Origin of the sequence: Piscinibacter gummiphilus (genome assembly GCF_002116905.1) — a bacterium.
Taxonomy (GTDB): domain Bacteria; phylum Pseudomonadota; class Gammaproteobacteria; order Burkholderiales; family Burkholderiaceae_C; genus Rhizobacter; species Rhizobacter gummiphilus.
This window is the reverse complement of sequence record NZ_CP015118.1, coordinates 934,099-949,939: the sequence shown is the minus strand read 5'-3', so window position 1 is coordinate 949,939 and position 15,841 is coordinate 934,099. Positions and strand designations below refer to the sequence as shown.

Genomic DNA, 15,841 nt, shown 5'->3' with positions numbered 1-15,841 from the left:
GCGCCCCGCCGTTGTTCGGTACAGTGGGTGCAGGATCTCTCCTGCACCCTCATGGAACCGTACGTCGTATCCACCGACCCGCACCTGGCCGAGCTGATGTCAACGGACCTCGACGCCGGCGAAGCCGAACCCCGGCTGCTCGCGGACATCGGCGCCACCTACGCCCGCTTCTGCATCGAACGCGTGCGCGGCCGCTTCGAGCGCATCGCCGTGCTCCCGTGCGACGACTACGCGGAGTTCGTGCCGATGGTGCGCGCGTACCTCGACACGGTGCCCGACCTGCGCCCGAAACACGGCGCGCTCGCCATCGCGTACCCCATCGACGGCGACGGCGTGCGCATGACCAACCGCGCCTGGGAGTTCTCGATCCAGGACGTGCAGCAGCAGCTCGGGCTGTCGACGCTGCTGGTCGTCAACAACTTCACCGCGCTCGCGATGGCGCTGCCCGGCGTCGGCGAAGGCGGCCGCGTGCAGGTGGGCGGCGGCACGGCCGCGAGCGACGGCGTGATCGGCCTGCTCGGGCCGGGCACCGGCCTCGGCGTGTCCGCACTCATTCCCGCGAACGACCGCTACATCAGCCTCGCGAGCGAAGGCGGCCACACCAGCTTCTCGCCCATCGACGAACGCGAGCTGCGCGTGCTGCGCCACGTGTGGAAGTCGATGTCGCACGTGTCGGCCGAACGCCTCGTGTCGGGCCCCGGCATCGAGTTGATCTACGAGGCGCTGCGCGACGGCGACCCCGCCCATCCGTCGGGCCTGGCCACCGCCGAGGTGGTGCGCCGCGCCCAGCGTGGCGAAAGCGCGCTGTGCGCCGAGACCATCGACTGCTTCTGCGCGATGCTGGGCACCGTGGCGGCCGACCTCGCGCTGACGCTCGGCGCCACCGGCGGCATCTTCGTGGGCGGCGGCATCGTGCCGCGCCTGGGCGACCTGTTCCTCAAGTCGCCGTTCCGCCAGCGCTTCGAGGAAAAGGGGCGGTTCTCCGCATACCTCGCTCGCATCCCCACCTACGTGCTGACCGCCGACAACCTCGCCTTCCACGGCGTGTCGACGCTGCTCGTGGACCACGTGCCGAGCCGCGACGGCGGGAACCCGCTGCTCGAACGCATCCGCCACGCGCGCGAGGGCCTCTCCCCGGCCGAGCGGCGCGTGGCCAACGTCGTGCTCGAGAACCCGCGCGCCATGCTGAACGACGCGGTGGGCGTGATCGCCAAGCGCGCCGAGGTCAGCCAACCGACCGTGATCCGCTTCTGCCGTTCGCTCGGCTTCGAGGGCCTGGCCGACTTCAAGCTCAAGCTGGGGTCGGGCCTGACCGGCACCGTGCCGTTCCAGCGCACCCAGGTGCGCCGGCAGGACGCCATGTCGGACCTCTGCGCGAAGGTGCTCGACAACACCATCTCGTCGATCGTGCAGTTCCGCGAGAGCCTCAACGTCGACACCATCGAGCGCACCATCGGCCTGCTGCGCGAGGCCTCGCGCGTCGAGCTGTTCGCCGTGGGCAACTCGGCGATGGTCGCCCTCGACGCGCAGCACAAGCTGTTCCGCTTCCGCATCCCGGTGGTCGCGCGGTCCGACCCGTCGGTGTTCTCGATCGCGGCCGAGGTGCTGGGCCCGAAGGACGTGGCGGTGTTCATCTCCAGCTCGGGGCAGACGCCCGAACTCGTGCGCGCGGCCGACGCCGCGAAGGACCGCGGCGCGGCCATCGTCGCCATCACGTCGACCCAGTCGCCGCTCGCGAAGAAGGCCGACGTGTGCATCGCGGTGGACCACGACGAGGACAGCTCCACCTTCGTCGCGATGATCTCCCGCATCCTGCACCTGCTGGTGGTGGACATGGTGTCGGTGGGCCTCGCGGTGCGGCGCATGCCGGAGGCCACTGCGCCGGCCACGGGCAACGGCGACGGCCAGGCCAACCCGGCGCCCGGGGTCTGGATCTCCCACATCGGCTGATTCCGCCCCCGTGCCACAATCCGCCGCGTGAGCACGCCGACCCGACTCCTCCTCGCCGAAGACGATCCCACGCTGGCCGACGCCCTGTCGGCGAACCTGCGGCAGGCCGGCTTCGAGGTGGTCCATGCGGACAACGGGGCGGTGGCCGAGTACCTGCTGCTCAACCAGCCGTTCGACCTCGGCATCATCGACCTCGGCCTGCCGATGGTCGACGGGCTGACGGTGCTCAAGCGCGCCCACGCCGCGCGGCCCGCGCTGCCGCTGCTGATCCTCACCGCCCTCGACAGCCTGGAGAGCCGCGTGGCCGGCCTCAACGCCGGGGCCGACGACTACCTCACCAAGCCGTTCGACTTCCCCGAGCTGGAAGCCCGCGTCGGCGCGCTGCTGCGCCGCGCCCGCCTCGTGGGCACGCCGGCGCGCCAGCCGGTGCAGACCAGCGGCCAGCTGAGCTTCGACCGCGAAGGCCGCCGCGCCGCGATCGGCGGGTCCCCGGTGGACCTGTCCCCGCGCGAGTGGCTGCTGCTCGACCTGCTGCTCTCCCACGAGGGCAAGGTCGTCACGAAGGAGCAGATCGGCCAGGCATGGGCCGGCGAAGGCAACGAGCCGGGCACGGTCGCCGGCGCGCTGGAGGTCTACATCCACCGGCTGCGGCGCAAGCTCGAAGGGTCGGGCCTCGGGATCCGCACGGTGCGGGGGCTCGGGTACCTGCTCGAAGCGGCGGGATGATCCAGCAGGCTGTCATCCCGGCGGAGGCCGGGACCTTCGGCGTGCGCACAGGGTCCCGGCCTTCGCCGGGATGACGTGGTTTCGATGCCCATCGAACGCCTCTCCCAATCCCTGCGCACGGTCCCGTGGCTCACACCCGGTTCGCGCTCGCTGCGCACGCACCTGCTCGTGTGGCTGCTGCTGCCCCAGCTCGTGCTGTGGGCGGCGGCCGCGTTCATCACGTACAACGTCGCCGCGCGCTACGCCAACCTCGCGATCGACCGCAACCTGTACCAGTCGTCGCAGGCGCTCGGCCGCCAGGTCAAGCCGCTCGGCAACGGGCTGCTGATCGACTTCCCGCGCGCCGCGCGCGACATCATCGAGTCCGACCCCGACGACAAGGTCTACTACATGGTGAGCTCGCCCCCGGGCGAGTTCATCCTCGGCAACCACAAGCTGCCGCTGCCGCCCAACGGGGCGACCATGCCGCCCTACAACGACCCGGTGTTCTACAACGCCACCGTCGCCGACCAGAACGGCACGCCGGTCTCGGTGCGCATCGCCGCGCTGTACGTGGGCTGGGGCGAGGACGACACGCCGCAGACCATGCTCGTGCAGGTGGCCAAGAGCCGGGCGAGCCGCGACGCGCTCGCCGGCCAGATCCTCGTCGACATGGCGCTGCCCCTCAGCGGCCTCGTGCTGCTGATGTCGGTGATCGTGTGGGCCGGCATCCGCGCCGGCCTCGCGCCGCTCGCGCGCCTGCGCGACGCCGTGGTCGACCGCGCCCCCGACAACCTCACGCCCATCCAGCTCGCCACGTCGCCCGAGGAGGTGCGGGTGCTCGTCAACGCACTGAACGAGCTGCTGCACGCCGTGCAGCACAGCGTGGCGGGCCAGCGGCGCTTCATCAGCGACGCCGCCCACCAGCTGCGCACGCCGCTCGCCGGCCTCAAGGGCCAGACGGAGCTGGCCCTCAAGGAGACCGACGACCCGGCGCTCAAGGCCCGGCTGCAGCGCGTGCACGACAGCGCCACGCGCAGCGCGCACTTGGTGAGCCAGCTGCTGACGCTTGCCCGCGCCGAGCCCGAGTCCACGAACAGCATGGGCCGCTCGCGCTTCGACCTGCGCCGCACCGTGGAGGAAGCCACCGCCGAGATGGTGCCGCGCGCGCTCGCCGCAGGCATCGACCTCGGCATGGCCGATCCCGGCGCCAGGTCCCCGCAACCCGTGATGGTGGACGCCAACGCGCTGCTGATCCGCGAGGCGGTGGTCAACGTCGTCGACAACGCGATCCGCTATGCCGGACGCGGTGCGGAGGTCACCGTGCGCGTGCTCGCGCAGGACCAGAAGGCCATCGTCGAGGTCGAGGACTCCGGCCCCGGCATCCCGCCGGAACACCACCAGGCCGTCTTCGAGCGCTTCTTCCGCGCCACCCACGAGGGCAGCGGCTGCGGCCTGGGCCTCGCGATCGTGAAGGAGATCGTCGAGCGCCACGACGGCCGCGTCGAGCTGCACAGCCGCATCCCCCGCGGCCTGCGCGTGCACATCCAGCTGCGCCGCGCCACCTGACCCGCGCCTCGGGCGCGCGGTCTTGTTATCGATAAACACACCCAAACGATCCGGGTGGGCCGCCGAGCCTGTGGGCAATCTCCTACAGGGATATCCCCATCAGCAATCCTTGCAAAGTCAACGAAGATAACGTTAACACGCTGTGTTGACGACCCTTCTGGTCTGTTGCGGCCGCGACAGGAACCCCATCGACTTTCTGGAGTACCTCATGAACGAATCCCTGGTTCGTGCACGCCGCCGTCCGGTGCCTCGCCCCGTCGCCCTGAAGATCCTGCTGACCGGCGCCCTCTCCGCATCGCTGCTGGCCGGCTGCGGGGACGACGACACCGTGGCCGAGACCCCGCAGCCCGTGATCGGCGTGCGCACGAAGGCCGTGCTGACCGTCGACGGCAAGCAGTTCAAGGACGCCAACGGCAACGGCACGCTCGACGTGTACGAGGACTGGCGCCGCCCGCTGCAGGAGCGCATCGACCACCTCGTCTCGCTGATGACCCTCGAGGAGAAGGCCGGCCTGATGCTCATCGACACGATGAACGCCGGCACCGCCGGCGCCCTGCCCGCGAACGCCACCAACTTCGTGCAGACGCAGCAGATGCGCCGCTTCATCTTCCGCAGCGTCGTGACCGCCACGCCCGCGGCCGGCCAGGTGACGCCGCAGCAGGCGGCCGAGTTCACGAACGCCGTGCAGGCGATGAGCGAGGCGAGCCGCCTGGGCATCCCCTCGCTGTTCAAGTCGAACGCGCGCAACCACTACGAGAAGGACGCGCGCGTCGGCATCAACGAGGCCGCCGGCGCGTTCACCGAGTTCCCGAAGGAGGCCGGCCTCGCCGCCGCGTCGCTCGGCGCGGGCGACATGTCGCTCATCAGGAACTTCGCGACGGTGATGGGCAACGAGTGGAAGTCCATCGGCCTGCGCGGCATGTACGGCTACATGGCCGACCTGTCGACCGAACCGCGCTGGTACCGCGTCCACGAGACCTTCACGGAGGACGCGGACCTCAACGCCAACATCATGAAGACGCTCGTGCAGACCCTGCAGGGCACGGCGCTCAAGGACGGCACATCGGTGTCGCCGAGCTCGGCCGTGGCGCTGACGATGAAACACTTCCCCGGCGGCGGCCCGCAGGAGATGGGCCTCGACCCGCACTACGCCCACGGCAAGAACCAGGTCTACCCGGGCGGCAACTTCGGCTACCACCTCAAGCCCTTCATGGCGGCACTGGACGCCGGCGTGTCGTCCGTGATGCCGTACTACGGCGTGCCCATCAACGTCACGTACGAAGGCGTGACGTACGAGCAGACCGGCATGGCCTTCTCGAAGCAGATCGTGACCGACCTGCTGCGCGGCAAGCTGGGCTTCCAGGGCTACGTGAACTCGGACACCGGCATCATCAACGACCGCGCCTGGGGCCTCGAGAAGAAGAGCGTCGCCGAGCGCGTCGCCGCGGCGATCAACGGAGGCACCGAGACGCTGTCGGGCTTCAACGTCAACAAAACGATCGTCGACCTCGTCACCGCCAACCTCGTTTCCGAGGCCCGCGTGACCGAAGCAGCCAAACGCCTGCTGAAGGAGCAGTTCCAGCTGGGCCTGTTCGAGAACCCGTACGTGGACGCCACGCTCGCCGCGGGCGCCATCGGCAGCGATGCCAACCGCACCGCCGGTCTCGACATCCAGCGCAAGTCGATCGTGCTGCTGCAGAACAAGGACCAGGCCGGCGGCGGCAAGACGCTGCCACTGAAGGCCGGGGCCAAGGTCTACACGATGGGCCTCGCCAAGAGCGACGTCGACAAGTACGGCTACACGGTGACCGACGGCGAGGCGCTGGTCGGCGGCGCGCGGCCGAGCGCCGCGGGGCACGACGTCGCGATCATCCGCGTCGAGGTGTCGAACAACCGGCTCGTGCCGGGGACGACGACGAAGTACACCAGCACCTACAGCAGCACCGACCCCGCCACCGGCGGCCGCATCAACCCGGCCACCGGCAAGAGCTGGGGCTCGAGCGACCGCTGCGTGTCCCCGGCCGACTTCTCGGCGGACGACGCCGGCAAGGCCTGCATCGACAGCGGCCTGGTGTTCGGCGGCTCGTTCCCGTGGGAGAACGGCATGCTGTCCTTCACCGAGATGGACACGGCCCAGTCGTGGCTCGTCTCGCCCTCGCTCGACCAGATCAAGGCGGTGATGAACGAGGTGGGTCCGGGCAAGACCGTGCTCGCGATCTACTTCCGCCAGCCGTACGTGCTCGACGACGCCAGCGGTCTGAAGGACGCCGGCGCCATCGTGGCCGGGTTCGGGGTGAGCAACACCGCACTGCTCGACGTGCTGGGCGGCAAGGTGCTCGCCACCGGCGCCGCCGTGAAGCCGGCCGGCAAGATGCCGTTCGCCCTCGCGAACAAGGTGCAGGCCATCCTCGACAACCAGCCCGACGTGCCGGGGTACCCGGCCGCGGACACGCTGTTCCCGTTCGGCTTCGGCCTCACCTACTGACCCGCTGACGGTTTCCTTTTCCTCTGGGGCTCATGGCCGGTTCGGCCTCGGCGAACGCCGGGGCGGACCGGCCCTTTTTTCGTCCGCCCCCCGCACATCCCTGTTCCGGTCGCATCCGGCCTGAGGGTTATTACTCATTAATGTCAATTAATCTTTCATTAAGAATCGAGGGATCGATCTCCCTGGAAGGTCGATGTGCCCCGGGGTGCCCCCGCTCCTCCCTGCCGGCATCTTTTCTCCATGACTTCAAGGGGCTCATGCCCTCCCCTCCCTACTGAAAGCGAGAGAAAAACATGCGCAAGTTCTCCGTCAAGCCGCTGCAAGCCGCAGCCGCGCTGGCTCTGGGTTCGACCATGCTGCTGGCCCACGCCGGCGAGGTCGAGGTGTTGCACTGGTGGACGTCGGGTGGTGAAGCCAAGGCCGCGAAGGCCCTCGCCGCCACGATGCAGGCCAAGGGCGACACGTGGAAAGACTTCGCCGTGGCTGGTGGTGGTGGCGACTCGGCCATGACCGTGCTCAAGTCGCGCGTCGTGTCCGGCAACCCGCCGTCGGCAGCCCAGATCAAGGGCCCGTCGCTGCAGGACTGGGCGAAGGAAGGCGTGCTCGCCAACCTCGACGACGTCGCCAAGGCCGACAACTGGGACGCCAACCTGCCCAAGGCCATCGCCGACGGCCTCAAGTACAAGGGCCACTACATCGCCGCGCCGGTCAACGTGCACCGCGTGAACTGGCTGTGGGTCAACCCCGAAGTGCTGAAGAAGGCCAACGTGAAGGCGCCCACCACCTGGGCCGAGTTCTTCACCGCCGCCGAAGCCATCAAGAAGGCCGGCCTGATCCCGCTCGCCCACGGTGGCCAGAGCTGGCAGGACTTCACCATCTTCGAAGACGTCGCCCTCGGCGTCGGTGGTGCCGACTTCTACAAGAAGGCCCTCGTGCAGCTGGACCCCGCCACGCTCAAGAGCGCGAAGATGAAGGAAGTCCTGACCACCTTCAAGAAGGTCAAGGACTACACCGACAAGAACGCTCCGGGCCGTGACTGGAACCTCGCCACGGCGATGGTCATCCGCGGCGAAGCCGGCATGCAGCTGATGGGCGACTGGGCCAAGGGCGAGTTCATCGCCGCCGGCAAGACGCCGGGCAAGGACTTCGAATGCGTGGCCGCACCGGGCACGTCGAAGGCCTACACCTACAACGTCGACAGCTTCGCCATGTTCCAGCTGAAGAACGAAGCGAACATCAAGGCCCAGAAGAACCTGGCCGGCGCGATCATGTCGCCCGCCTTCCAGGAGCTGTTCAACCTGAACAAGGGTTCCATCCCGGTCCGCCTGAACATGAACCTCGACAAGTTCGACAGCTGCGCCAAGCAGTCGTCGAAGGACTTCGTCGAGACGTCGAAGGCCGGCAGCCTCGTGCCGTCGATCGCCCACGGCATGGCCGTGTCGAGCGCCGCCGAAGGTGCCATCAAGGACGTGGTGTCGCAGTACTGGAACAGCGAGAAGGACACGCCGGAACAGGTGATGGACAAGCTCGTGTCCGCCGCCAAGGCCAAGTGATCCGGGTCCTCGACCGACCTTTCCTCAGCTAGCCCGCAGGAGACCGGCCCGGGGCGGATCACGAGTCCGCCCCGGGCCACCCACTTCATGAGTCAAACCCCCAGCACCTCGCCGGCCCGGCCGCGCATCGACTGGCTCCCGAAGCTCGTCGTCGCCCCGTCGTTCGTCCTCGGCTTCCTCTTCATCTACGGGCTGATCCTGTGGAACGCGTACTTCTCGGTGTCGGCCTCGCGCCTGCTGCCGAACTACGAGTTCGCCGGCATCGAGCCCTACATCAACCTCTTCGAGAGCGACCGCTTCCAGGTGGCCTCGTGGAACCTGGCCATCTTCGCCACGCTGTTCATCGGCGGTGCGCTCGCCCTCGGCCTGCTGCTGGCCGTGCTGCTCGACCAGAAGATCCGCCAGGAAGGCGTGCTCCGCACCATCTACCTGTACCCGATGGCGCTGAGCTTCATCGTCACCGGCACCGCGTGGAAGTGGATCCTGAACCCCGGCCTCGGCATCGAGGCCACCGTGCGCGGCTGGGGGTTCGAGAGCTTCACGTTCGACTGGCTGGTGGACCCCGACAAGGCCATCTACTGCGTGGCCATCGCCGGCATCTGGCAGAGCGCGGGCTTCGTGATGGCCCTGTTCCTCGCCGGCCTGCGCGGCATCGACGACTCGATCATCAAGGCCGCCCAGGTGGACGGTGCCTCGCTGCCCCGCATCTACTGGCGCATCCTGATCCCGAGCCTGCGGCCGGTGTTCTTCTCCACCATCATGGTGCTGTCGCACATCGCCATCAAGAGCTTCGACCTCGTGATGGCCCTCACCGCCGGCGGCCCGGGCTTCGCCACGGACCTGCCCGCCACCTACATGTACTCGATGGCGTTCACCCGCGGCCAGATCAACCTCGGCGCCGCCTCGGCCACCGTGATGCTCGCCGTCGTGGCGGCCATCGTCGTGCCGTACCTCTACAGCGAACTCCGGAGCACCAAGCGATGAGCAGCAGCGCCACCACCCTGGGCGCGCCCGCCGCGTCCGCCCCGGCGCCCAGCCGCTCGCTCACCTGGCAGCGCTGGCTGCTGTGGGCCGTGCTGATCGGCTTCGCCGCCTTCTTCCTGCTGCCGCTGTACGTGATGGTCGTCACGTCCATCAAGTCGATGGACGAGATCCGCGGCGGCTCGCTGCTGGCCCTGCCCCACGCCGTCGACTTCGCCGCGTTCGGCAAGGCCTGGTCCACCGCCTGCACCGGCGCGGACTGCAACGGCCTGCAGCCGTTCTTCTGGAACTCGGTGATGATCGTGGTGCCGGCCGTGCTGGTGTCCACCGCGCTCGGCGGCATCAACGGCTACGTGCTCAGCAAGTGGAAGTTCAAGGGCAGCGAGACGATGTTCGCGCTGCTGCTGTTCGGCGTGTTCATGCCGCTGCAGGTGATCCTGCTGCCGATGTCGCAGGTGCTCGGCTGGCTCGGCATCGCGAGCTCGGTGTGGGGCCTGATCCTCGTCCACCTGCTGTGCGGCCTGCCCGGCACCACGCTGTTCTTCCGCAACTACTACGCGGCGCTGCCGGACGAGTTGATCAAGGCGGCGATGCTGGACGGCGCGAGCTTCTGGCGCATCTTCACGCGCATCGTGCTGCCGCTGTCGACGCCCATCATCGTCGTGTGCCTGATCTGGCAGTTCACGCAGATCTGGAACGACTTCCTGTTCGGGGTGGTCTTCTCGGGTGCCGACTCCAAGCCGGTGACCGTGGGCCTGAACAACCTCGCGAACACCACGAGTTCCGTCAAGGAATACAACGTCGACATGGCCGCCGCGCTGATCGCGGGCCTGCCCACGCTGCTCGTGTACGTGATCGCCGGCAAATATTTCGTGCGTGGCCTGACGGCCGGCGCCGTCAAGGGTTAAGGAGAACATCATGGGCGCACTGTCCATCCGCCAGGTCAAGAAGAGCTACGGCTCGCACCACATCCTCAAGTCCGTCGACCTCGAGATCGAGAAGGGCGAGTTCATCATCCTCGTGGGCCCGTCGGGCTGCGGCAAGTCGACGCTGCTGTCGATGATCGCCGGCCTCGACTCGCCCACCTCGGGCAACATCCTCCTCGGCGACCGCGACATCACGTACGTGGCCCCGAAGGACCGCGACATCGCGATGGTGTTCCAGAGCTACGCGCTGTACCCGAACATGACGGTCGCGCAGAACATCGAGTTCGCGCTCGAGATGCGCAAGGTGCCGAAGGACGAGCGCAAGGTGCTCGTCGACAAGGTCTCGAAGATGCTGCAGCTCGACCACCTGCTCGACCGCAAGCCGGGCCAGCTCTCCGGCGGCCAGCGCCAGCGGGTCGCGATGGGCCGTGCGCTCGCGCGCCAGCCGTCGCTGTTCCTGTTCGACGAGCCGCTGTCGAACCTCGACGCCAAGCTGCGCGTCGAGATGCGCGCCGAGATCAAGCTGCTGCACCAGCGCACGAAGACCACCACGGTCTACGTGACCCACGACCAGGTCGAGGCCATGACCCTCGGCGACCGCATCGCCGTGATGCGCGACGGCATCCTGCAGCAGTTCGGCACGCCCGACGAGATCTACAGCCGCCCCGCCACGAAGTTCGTCGCCGAGTTCATCGGCTCGCCGGCCATGAACATGATCAAGGCGAAGCGCGAGCGCAACACGCTCGTGGCCAACGGCGTCGACCTGCCGCTCGGCCCTCAGCTGGGCGCCGCGCTGGCTGCCCACGATGGCCAGGAACTGGTCTACGGCCTGCGGCCCGAAGCGCTTCGCTTCGCGCCCGCCGGCACGGGCCTGGCCGGCAAGCTGACGATGATCGAACCCACGGGCCCGGAAAGCTACGCGTTCGTCGAGACCGCCGCGGGCCCGCTCGTCATCCGCGTGCCGGGCAAGGTCGACGGCAAGGTGGGCGACACCGTGTCGCTCAACTGGCAGCCGGCCGACGTGCACCTGTTCGACGCCAAGACCGAACAGCGCGTGAACGCGGCCCAGCCGCAGCTCGCGGTGGCGTGACGCCGCGCGGGGCGGGCCGGTGCCTCACCGGCCCGCGGAATGGCCCGAGAAATGGGCCACGACGAAGTCGATGAACGCGCGCGTGCGCTGCGGCAGGCGCCGCCGGCTCGGGTAGTACAGGTAGAAGCCCAGGTCTTCCGGATGCAGGTCCGGAAGCACCACCACCAGCCGCCCGGCCCGCAGGTCGTCCGCGGCACAGATGCCGTCCAGCAGGCCGATGCCGAGCCCGGCGCGCACCAGCGCCACCTCGGTTTCCGGGTCGTTGGTGCACGCCGCGGCGTCCGGCTCGAACGCCTCGCCCGCGGAACCCAGCTGCCACGGCCAGGGCCGGCCGGTCTGCGCGTCACGGAAGACGGTGCAGCGGTGCCGGCGCAAATCGCCGAGGGTCGCCGGCGTGCCGTGGCGCGCCAGGTACGCCGGGGCGGCACACAGCTGCTGGCGCACGGTGAAGAGGCGGCGCGCCACCAGGTCGCCGCAGGGTTCGTGCCCGGACCGGAAACCCACGTCCACGCGCTGGTCGACGGTGTCCGCGAACGCGTTGTGCGCGAGGAGGTCGACCTGCACCCGCGGATGGCGTTCGCAGAACCGGGCCACCGGCTCGGCCAGCAACCCGCGCGCCGACGGCGCGGCGCTGATGCGCAGTGCACCGGCCACCTGCTGGCTCGTCGCGTGCACCTGCTGCAGCGCGCGCCCGAGGTCGTCGAGCGGCGCACGGGTCGTGTCGAGCAGGGCCTGGCCTTCCTGGGTGAGCGTGCAGCGGCGCGTGGTGCGGTGGAGCAGTCGCACGCCGAGGTGCTCCTCGAGCTGGCGCACGCTTTTTCCCACGGCCTGGGCGGTGATGCCCTCGGCGACGGCGACACGCTGGAAGCTGCCCATCGCGGCCACCTTCGAGAAGAGCGTCAACGCTCGCAACTGGTCCATGGCGGTTCGATTCCCAACTGAGAGTTTGGAATGTACCGCCGTCCCGCCGGCTTCTCCTGCGTGCCCCGGGTGCCTACAGTGACCTCACACCGCAATCCCGGAGGCCCCATGAAACACCTTCCCCTCGGCAACGACCCTTCCCTCCACGTGTCCGAGCTGTGCCTCGGCACGATGTACTTCGGCACGCGCATCGACGAGCCCACGTCGTTCGCGATCCTGGATCGCTTCGTCGAGGCGGGCGGCAACTTCATCGACACGGCCAACTGCTATTGCTTCTGGACCGACGGCGGCCGCGGCGGCGAGAGCGAGGCGCTCATCGGGCGCTGGCTGCGCAGCCGCGGGCTGCGCGACCGGGTCGTGATCGCCTCGAAGGTGGGCGCCGCACCGCGCGACCCGTCGCAGCCGTATTCGGCGTTCAACCGCGAGGGACTGGCCGCCTCGGTGATCAAGGCCGAGGCCGCTGCCAGCTTGAAGCGCCTGGGCGTGGACCGCCTCGATCTGTACTACGCCCATGTCGACGACCGCGCGACGGCCTTCTCGCAGACGCTGCGCGCCCTGGGCACGCTGGTGAGCGATGGCGACGTGCGCGCCGTCGCCGCGAGCAATTACCCCACCTGGCGGCTGGCCCTCGCGAGAGACCACGCACGGCAGGCCGGCCTGCCGCTGTTCCGCGCGGTGCAGATGCGGCACAGCTACCTCGAAGCGCGGCACCTGCGCACACCGGCGCCAGAAGCCACGCAGTTCCCGGTCACGCCGGAACTGGTCGACTACGCCGGCACCGACGGCGAACTGACCGTGCTGGGCTACTCGGCGCTGCTGTCCGGCGCCTACGCCCGCCCCGACCGCCCGCTGCCAGCCGACTACGACACGCCCGGCGCGGATCGGCGCCGCGCGGTGCTCCACGAGGTGGCACGCACGCTGGGCGCCACACCCAATCAAGTGGTGCTCGCGTGGATGCTGCGCGGCACGGTGCCGGTGCTGCCCGTGCTCGGCGTCAGCAGCGTGGCGCAACTGGACGAAGCCCTGGCGGCCCCCACGCTGGCGCTCGACGGCGAGACGATGCGCCGCCTGAACGACGCCTGACGGACCGCGCGGCCCCCATCACGAGGGTAACCGCCGATACGGCTCTTGATCGATCACGAGACAATTCCCGGCCTCTCCCGAATCGATCGAAGTTCGTTCCATGCCGCTCGCTCCCTCGCTGCGCACGCTGGTGTGCGCCACCTCCCTCCTGATCCTCCAGGCCTGCGGAGGTGGCGGCGGTGGCGACACCGCCCCGGCGCCCGCGCCTCCCCCACCCTCCCCGTCCTCCGGGTCGCAGCCGTCGGACCCCATGGCCGCGGTCACGGTGAACGACCCGGGCAGTGCGTTGCCGGCCCACTGGCAGACGGGTGTCTTCGCGCAGATCTTCGTGCGCAGCTACCAGGACAGCGACGGCGACGGCCAGGGCGACCTGAAGGGCCTGCGAAGCCGGCTGCCGTACCTGAAGTCGCTGGGCGTGTCCGGCCTGTGGCTGATGCCGGTGACGAACAGCCAGGACCACGACCACGGCTACGCGGTCACCGACTACCGCGGCATCGAACGCGACTACGGCTCGCTCGCCGACTTCGACGCGCTCGTGGCCGAGGCCCACCGCCTGGGCATCGGCATCGTCATGGACTACGTGATGAACCACAGCGCGGCCGACCACGCGCTGTTCCAGTCGTCGAAGGCCTCGCGCACGAGCCCCTACCGCGACTGGTACGTGTGGAAGGACAGCCTGCCGGGCGGCTGGAACATCTACGGCAAGAACCCCTGGTACACGCTGGCCACCACGACGGGCGCCTACTTCGCCGGTTTCTGGGACCAGATGCCGGACTGGAACCTGCGCACGCCGGCCGTCGTCGCGTACCACCACGACAGCCTGCGCTTCTGGCTCAACCGCGGCGTGGACGGCTTCCGCTTCGACGCCACCGCGAACCTCGTCGAGAACGGCCCGCAGGCCTGGGAGGCCCAGCCCGAGAATCTGCCGCTGATGCGCGACGTGCGCACCGTGCTCGATGCCTACCACCAGCGCTTCATGGTGTGCGAGGCGCCGCCCGCCGTCGATGCGAACAACGCGGCCTGCGGCAGCGCATTCGCCTTCGGCCACCAGCAGCAGGTGATCGCGGCCGCACGCGGCGAAGCCTGGGCGGTGCAGGCGTCGGCCTCGTACTTCCCGACGGGCCAGGCCTCCACGAAGTCCACGCTGCTGTCGAACCACGACACCTTCGCCGGCCCGCGCCCTTGGGACCAGCTCGCCGGCAACGTCGCGCAGTACAAGCTCGCGGCCGCCACGTACCTGCTGCAGCCGGGCACGCCGTTCATCTACTACGGCGAGGAGATCGGCATGAGCCGCGGCAACATCGACGGCGACGTGCAGCTGCGCGTGCCGATGAGCTGGACCGGCGACACCGCCCGCGCGGGCTTCACCACCGGCACGCCGTTCCGCGCGCGTTCGGCCAACGTCGCGACGAACAACGTCGCGGCACAGGAGAACGACCCGAACTCGCTGCTGAACCACTACCGCGCGATGATCTCGCTGCGCCACGCGCTGCCGTCGATCGCGCGGGGCACCTACGACAACCCGACCGTCAACGGCCTCGTCTACACGTTCCAGCGCACGCTGGGCGACGAGCGCACGGTGATCGCCATCAACTACGGCACCACGGCCGCCACCGCGTCGGCGAGCGGGCTGCCGGCCACGGCGGTGCTGGAGCGCGAGTTCCCGGCGGGGGCGGCCGACGCGGCGGCCGATGCCTACGGCAACGCGAGCTTCACCTTGCCGCCGCAGTCGGTGTCGGTGTTCGTCGTGGGGTCCTGACCGGCGTCACACGAACGGCGCGGACCGGGTCATCAGCGCCCGCGTGTCCCCCAGCAGCGATTCCATGCGCCCCCGCGCGGCGACCCCGTCGCCCTGGCGGATGGCGTCGAGCACGGCGCGGTGGTCCGGCAGGCTCGCGTTGAAGTTGTCCGCCGTGCGGGCCGTGAGGCCCAGCAGGCTCTCGAGGGCCGAGCCGATCATCGCGGCCAGTGGTGACAGCAGCGGGTTGCCCGTCGCCTGCAGCACGGCGTCGTGGAACGCGAGGTCGGCCTGCACCCAGGCACCCAGTTCCTCGGCCGAGGCCATCGCGTCGAACGCCGCCTCGATCGCGGCCAGCTGTTCGCCGGTGCGGTGACGGGCCGCCAGCGCGGCGGCCGCGGGCTCGAAGATCTCCCGCATCTCGGCGAGTTGCAGCAGGAAGGCCGGGTCGGGCCGCGTGGCGCAGCGCCAGGCGAGTACGTCCGGGTCGAGCAGGTTCCAGCTTTCCGGCGGCCGCACGCGGGTGCCCACGCGGGGACGGGATTCCAGCAGGCCCTTGGCGGCCAGCACCTTCACGGCCTCGCGCAGTGCCGTGCGGCTGACCTGCAGTTCCACGCACAAGGTCTCCTCGACCGGCAGCGTCGCGCCGGGCGGATAGTCGCCGCCCGCGATGCGCCGCCCCAGTTCGTTCACCACCTTGCCGTGCAGGTTGCGGCCGGCGTAGGTGGACGCGGAAGGCGGGCGGTGGGTGGCCATGGGGGGTGGCGGGCGGGGCGAAATGGCGATGACGGAGTCTATCGGCCCGGCCGCCTGCGGCTGGACCATATTGTATGATGAATG

12 protein-coding genes are annotated in these 15,841 nt (G+C 69.4%); 10 read left to right on the top strand and 2 right to left on the bottom strand.

All coding sequences use genetic code 11. The annotated features are described in order from the left end of the window. Positions 1-96: 96 nt before the first annotated feature. The 8 genes from A4W93_RS04305 to A4W93_RS04270 all read left to right on the top strand — a co-directional run bounded on the left by A4W93_RS04305 (position 97) and on the right by A4W93_RS04270 (position 11,259). Positions 97-1,950 carry a glucokinase gene (locus A4W93_RS04305; protein WP_085754031.1) on the top strand — a complete coding sequence of 618 codons (1,854 nt, stop codon included), beginning with the start codon at positions 97-99 and terminating at the stop codon, positions 1,948-1,950. A gap of 27 nt (positions 1,951-1,977) precedes the next feature. Next, on the top strand, positions 1,978-2,676 hold the full coding sequence (locus tag A4W93_RS04300; RefSeq protein WP_085749436.1) for a response regulator transcription factor: 699 nt from the start codon (positions 1,978-1,980) through the stop codon (positions 2,674-2,676). 84 nt (positions 2,677-2,760) lie between these two features. Further along, positions 2,761-4,224 (top strand): sensor histidine kinase, encoded by a 1,464-nt coding sequence (locus tag A4W93_RS04295; protein WP_085749435.1) that lies wholly within the window; start codon positions 2,761-2,763, stop codon positions 4,222-4,224. A gap of 208 nt (positions 4,225-4,432) precedes the next feature. Further along, a complete protein-coding gene (locus A4W93_RS04290) occupies positions 4,433-6,709 on the top strand; it encodes a glycoside hydrolase family 3 protein (protein ID WP_085749434.1) in 2,277 nt (758 codons plus the stop codon). Between the two features lie 293 nt (positions 6,710-7,002). Further along, positions 7,003-8,262 (top strand): ABC transporter substrate-binding protein, encoded by a 1,260-nt coding sequence (locus A4W93_RS04285; protein ID WP_085749433.1) that lies wholly within the window; start codon positions 7,003-7,005, stop codon positions 8,260-8,262. Positions 8,263-8,349: 87 nt separating this feature from the next. Continuing rightward, the gene (locus tag A4W93_RS04280; RefSeq protein ID WP_085749432.1) at positions 8,350-9,246 is read left to right on the top strand and encodes a carbohydrate ABC transporter permease; all 897 of its coding nucleotides are present in this window, start codon (positions 8,350-8,352) and stop codon (positions 9,244-9,246) included. Then, positions 9,243-10,151 (top strand): carbohydrate ABC transporter permease, encoded by a 909-nt coding sequence (locus A4W93_RS04275; protein WP_085749431.1) that lies wholly within the window; start codon positions 9,243-9,245, stop codon positions 10,149-10,151. The genes A4W93_RS04280 and A4W93_RS04275 overlap by 4 nt, the downstream gene beginning before the upstream one ends. Before the next feature lie 10 nt (positions 10,152-10,161). Continuing rightward, complete coding sequence (locus A4W93_RS04270) at positions 10,162-11,259, top strand: ABC transporter ATP-binding protein (RefSeq protein ID WP_085749430.1); 1,098 nt, start codon at positions 10,162-10,164, stop codon at positions 11,257-11,259. A gap of 24 nt (positions 11,260-11,283) precedes the next feature. On the opposite strand, the gene A4W93_RS04265 is transcribed toward A4W93_RS04270, so the two are convergent. Next, positions 11,284-12,180 (bottom strand): LysR family transcriptional regulator, encoded by an 897-nt coding sequence (locus A4W93_RS04265; RefSeq protein WP_085749429.1) that lies wholly within the window; start codon positions 12,178-12,180, stop codon positions 11,284-11,286. 108 nt (positions 12,181-12,288) lie between these two features. Between A4W93_RS04265 and A4W93_RS04260 the strand changes: the two genes are divergently transcribed. Both A4W93_RS04260 and A4W93_RS04255 read left to right on the top strand, forming a co-directional pair. Continuing rightward, complete coding sequence (locus tag A4W93_RS04260) at positions 12,289-13,263, top strand: aldo/keto reductase (RefSeq protein WP_085749428.1); 975 nt, start codon at positions 12,289-12,291, stop codon at positions 13,261-13,263. A gap of 100 nt (positions 13,264-13,363) precedes the next feature. Beyond that, positions 13,364-15,022, top strand: coding sequence for an alpha-amylase family glycosyl hydrolase (locus tag A4W93_RS04255; RefSeq protein ID WP_085749427.1), 1,659 nt, complete (start codon positions 13,364-13,366; stop codon positions 15,020-15,022). 6 nt (positions 15,023-15,028) lie between these two features. On the opposite strand, the gene A4W93_RS04250 is transcribed toward A4W93_RS04255, so the two are convergent. Next, the gene (locus A4W93_RS04250; protein ID WP_085749426.1) at positions 15,029-15,757 is read right to left on the bottom strand and encodes a FadR/GntR family transcriptional regulator; all 729 of its coding nucleotides are present in this window, start codon (positions 15,755-15,757) and stop codon (positions 15,029-15,031) included. Positions 15,758-15,841 lie beyond the last annotated feature (84 nt).

Coding starts and splice junctions, on each gene's coding strand:
- A4W93_RS04290 (WP_085749434.1), top strand. CDS start 4,433: ATGAACGAATCCCTGGTTCGTGCACGCCGCCGTCCGGTGCCTCGCCCC.
- A4W93_RS04265 (WP_085749429.1), bottom strand. CDS start 12,180: ATGGACCAGTTGCGAGCGTTGACGCTCTTCTCGAAGGTGGCCGCGATG.
- A4W93_RS04275 (WP_085749431.1), top strand. CDS start 9,243: ATGAGCAGCAGCGCCACCACCCTGGGCGCGCCCGCCGCGTCCGCCCCG.
- A4W93_RS04260 (WP_085749428.1), top strand. CDS start 12,289: ATGAAACACCTTCCCCTCGGCAACGACCCTTCCCTCCACGTGTCCGAG.
- A4W93_RS04270 (WP_085749430.1), top strand. CDS start 10,162: ATGGGCGCACTGTCCATCCGCCAGGTCAAGAAGAGCTACGGCTCGCAC.
- A4W93_RS04255 (WP_085749427.1), top strand. CDS start 13,364: ATGCCGCTCGCTCCCTCGCTGCGCACGCTGGTGTGCGCCACCTCCCTC.
- A4W93_RS04280 (WP_085749432.1), top strand. CDS start 8,350: ATGAGTCAAACCCCCAGCACCTCGCCGGCCCGGCCGCGCATCGACTGG.
- A4W93_RS04295 (WP_085749435.1), top strand. CDS start 2,761: ATGCCCATCGAACGCCTCTCCCAATCCCTGCGCACGGTCCCGTGGCTC.
- A4W93_RS04250 (WP_085749426.1), bottom strand. CDS start 15,757: ATGGCCACCCACCGCCCGCCTTCCGCGTCCACCTACGCCGGCCGCAAC.
- A4W93_RS04285 (WP_085749433.1), top strand. CDS start 7,003: ATGCGCAAGTTCTCCGTCAAGCCGCTGCAAGCCGCAGCCGCGCTGGCT.
- A4W93_RS04305 (WP_085754031.1), top strand. CDS start 97: ATGTCAACGGACCTCGACGCCGGCGAAGCCGAACCCCGGCTGCTCGCG.